At 70.2% G+C, this 3,293-nt stretch carries 3 protein-coding genes; all 3 read left to right on the forward strand.

The window, feature by feature from the left end; genetic code table 11:
• Positions 1–104 precede the first annotated feature (104 nt).
• The gene (locus BN10_RS12695; RefSeq protein WP_051369697.1) at positions 105–1,841 is read left to right on the forward strand and encodes a glycoside hydrolase family 13 protein; all 1,737 of its coding nucleotides are present in this window, start codon (positions 105–107) and stop codon (positions 1,839–1,841) included.
• Positions 1,838–2,638: a glycerophosphodiester phosphodiesterase family protein gene (locus tag BN10_RS12700; protein ID WP_010851653.1), complete on the forward strand. Its 801-nt coding sequence runs from the start codon at positions 1,838–1,840 to the stop codon at positions 2,636–2,638. The genes BN10_RS12695 and BN10_RS12700 overlap by 4 nt, the downstream gene beginning before the upstream one ends.
• A partial coding sequence (locus BN10_RS12705) for an MFS transporter (protein ID WP_156917229.1) occupies positions 2,635–3,293 on the forward strand: 659 nt, incomplete at its 3' end. The genes BN10_RS12700 and BN10_RS12705, both read left to right, overlap by 4 nt.

A 3,293-nucleotide genomic window follows, 5' to 3' on the forward strand; every position in this document is an offset into this window, starting at 1 on the left:
CCGGAACTCAACTCGCAGCCGACCACACCCATACCTGAGTCTGCGAGCGAGATCTGTCCGCGCGGCGTTTGGTGACGTGCGCGGCATACGGAAAAGTGGGGCGGGTGACCGACGCACCTGCCCTCCCCGACCTGGTCCACCCGGCCGACTCGCCCGACAGCCCGTGGTGGCGGGACGCGGTGATCTACCAGATCTATCCGCGCAGTTGGAGCGACAGCGACGGTGACGGCATCGGCGACCTGCCGGGCATCACGGCGCGCCTGCCCTACCTGCGCGACCTCGGCGTCGACGCGGTGTGGCTCTCCCCCTTCTATGTCTCACCGATGAACGACGCCGGCTACGACGTCGCCGACTACCGCGACATCGACCCACGCTTCGGCACGCTGCACGACGCGGAAGTGCTCATTGACACCGCTCACGCCCTCGGGCTCAAGGTCCTGGTCGACCTCGTGCCCAACCACACGAGCAGCGAGCACGAGTGGTTCCGGGCCGCGCTCGCCGCCGAGCCCGGCTCCCCGGAGCGCGCCCGTTACATCTTCCGCGAGGGGGCCGGCCCGCACGGCGACCTCCCCCCGAACAACTGGCGCAGCGTCTTCGGTGGCCGCGGCTGGAGTCGTGTCCCCGACCCCGATGGCACGCCCGGGCAGTGGTACCTCCACATCTTCGACACCACCCAGCCGGACGTGAACTGGGAGAACGAGGAGGTTCGCGCCGAGTACGACGACATCCTGCGCTTCTGGCTCGACCGCGGCGTCGACGGTTTCCGGGTGGACGTCGCGCACGGGCTGGTCAAGGACCAGACCTTCCCCGACACCACGGGCTCGATGCACACCGCCGAGAACGCCCCGGGCCACCGGATGCCGATGTGGGACCAGGACGGTGTCCACGACATCTACCGCCGCTGGCGGCGCATCCTCGACGAGTACACCGTCCCCGGCGACCCCGACTCCGAGCGCATCCTCTGCGCCGAGGCCTGGGTGCAGCCGGAGGAGGCCCTCGCCAGATACGTCCGCCCCGACGAGATGCACCAGGCCTTCAACTTCGAGTTCCTCGACACCCGCTGGGATCCCGCGGGCTACCGACATGTGATCACCGAGTCCTATCGCAGCAACGACGCCGTGGGCGCGCCGACGACCTGGGTGCTCTCCAATCACGACGTCCTTCGCCACGCGACGCGCCTGGCCGTCGCCCAAGAGGGTTACCGTCCCAACGGGATCGGCGCCGACGACCCACAGCCGGACCCCGAGCTCGGCCTGCGGCGGGCCCGCGCGGCGACGACGATGATGCTCGCCCTCCCCGGAGGCGCCTACGTCTACCAGGGCGAGGAGCTCGGCCTGCCCGAGCACACGACGATGCCCGACGAATGGCGCCAGGACCCGATCTTCCACCGCACCAAGGGCACCGACGAGTTCGCCCTCGGCCGCGACGGATGCCGCGTGCCGATGGCCTGGGCCAAGGACGAGCCTTCCCTCGGGTTCGGGCCCTCCGCGAAGACGTGGCTCCCCCAACCCGAGGCGTATGCCGCGTTGGCCGTTGACCAGCAGGACGGCGTCCCCGGGTCCACCCTGAGCCTCTACCGCGACCTGCTCGCCTACCGGCGCAAGCATCGCTTCGGGCATGGCGCCCTCGCCTGGCACGAGCTCGACGGCCCGGAGGCCTTGGCCTTCACCAACACCTCGGGCGACGGCACGCGAACAGTGCTGTGCCTCACCAACTTCGGCGACGAACCCGCCAGCCTCCCGAACGGTGACGTCATCATCTCCAGCGGCCCGCTCGATGACGGTCGCGTCCCCACCGACACCACCGTCTGGCTGCGGCTCCCCACCGGTCACGACCGATGAGGGCCAGGGACTACGCCTACTTCGACGGGCCCACCCCGACAGGCCTCGCCCACCGGGGCGGCGCGGCATACCACCCCAACCTCGGCATCGAGAACACCATCGCCGCTTTCCGTCAGGCGGTCGACATGGGCTACCGCTACCTCGAGACCGACGTCCACGCCACCCGCGACGGCATCGTCGTCGCCTTCCACGACGACCACCTCGACCGGGTCACCGACACCGCCGGACGGATCGCCGACCAACCGTATGCCGCGGTGCGGGGAGCGCTCATCGGTGGCCGTGAGGCGGTGCCCACCCTGGGAGAGCTGCTCGAGGAGTTCCCCGAGACCCGGGTCAACATCGACATCAAGGCCGACCAGGCCCTCGGTCCCACGCTGGAACTGATCCGACGGATGGGCGTGATCGACCGGGTCTGCATCGGCAGCTTCTCCGAGCGTCGCCTGCGTGCGGCCCGCCGTGCCCTTGGCCCGCGCTTGGCGACGAGCGCCGGCCAGGTCGGCGTGGGCGCGCTTCGCCTTGCGCCACAGCCACTTTCGCGGCTGCTCCACACCCCGGCGCCGGCCCTGCAGATCCCCATGGAGCACAAGATCCGGGGTCGGCTCATCCCACTCGCGACGCGGGAGGTGGTCTCGGTCGCCCACCGGCTCGGCAAGCATGTGCACGTGTGGTTCCACTCGTGGTCCACCGAGGATGCCACCCAGATGCACCGGCTGCTGGACCTCGGCGTCGACGGGATCGTCACCGACCACATCGACATCCTGCGTGACGTGCTCGCCGAGCGGGGCACCCCCCTGTGACCTCCACCGCTGTGGGTCGTGACCCCGTCCCCCTGTCGGCTGGTTATCGCGAGATCACCGTCGCGGTCCTCGCCATGGTCACGATCGTCGCCTTCGAAGCGATGTCGGTCTCGACCGCGATGCCCGACGTGGCCCGGGAGCTCAGGGCCGTGCGCGGTTACGGCCTGGCGTTCTCGGTCATGCTGACCGCACAGCTGCTCGGCATCGTCCTCGCCGGCGTCTGGTCCGACCGCAGCGGTCCGCTCCCCGGCACCTTCGCCGGTCAGGGGTTGGTCGCCGTCGGCAGCGCGATCTGCGGGCTGGCGACGAGCTATCCCATCTTCCTCGTCGGCCGTGTCGTCACCGGTCTGGGGGGCGGCCTGCTCGTCGTGATGCTCTATGTCATCGCCGCCCGCGTCTATCCCGAAAGCGTTCGCCCGCGCCTGTTCTCGCTCATGTCGGCAGCATGGGTGCTGCCCTCGCTGGTGGGCCCGTCCATCGCCGCCTGGCTGACCCAGACCTTCTCCTGGCGCTGGGTCTTCCTCGTCGTGGTCCCCCCGGTCGTGGTTGCTGTCGCGTTCTTCGCCCGCACCCGGCGCCGGCTCGGTGACGAGACGACGACCGGCGAGGTCAGTCATCGCGATGCCGGCGCCCACCGCCGCGCCGCCTGGTCCGG

It is taken from the genome of Phycicoccus elongatus Lp2, from assembly GCF_000367525.1.
In the GTDB taxonomy this organism is placed as follows: domain Bacteria; phylum Actinomycetota; class Actinomycetes; order Actinomycetales; family Dermatophilaceae; genus Phycicoccus_A; species Phycicoccus_A elongatus.

Excerpts from the sequence above, each read along its gene's own strand:
- BN10_RS12700 (WP_010851653.1), top strand. The coding sequence starts at position 1,838 with ATGAGGGCCAGGGACTACGCCTACTTCGACGGGCCCACCCCGACAGGC.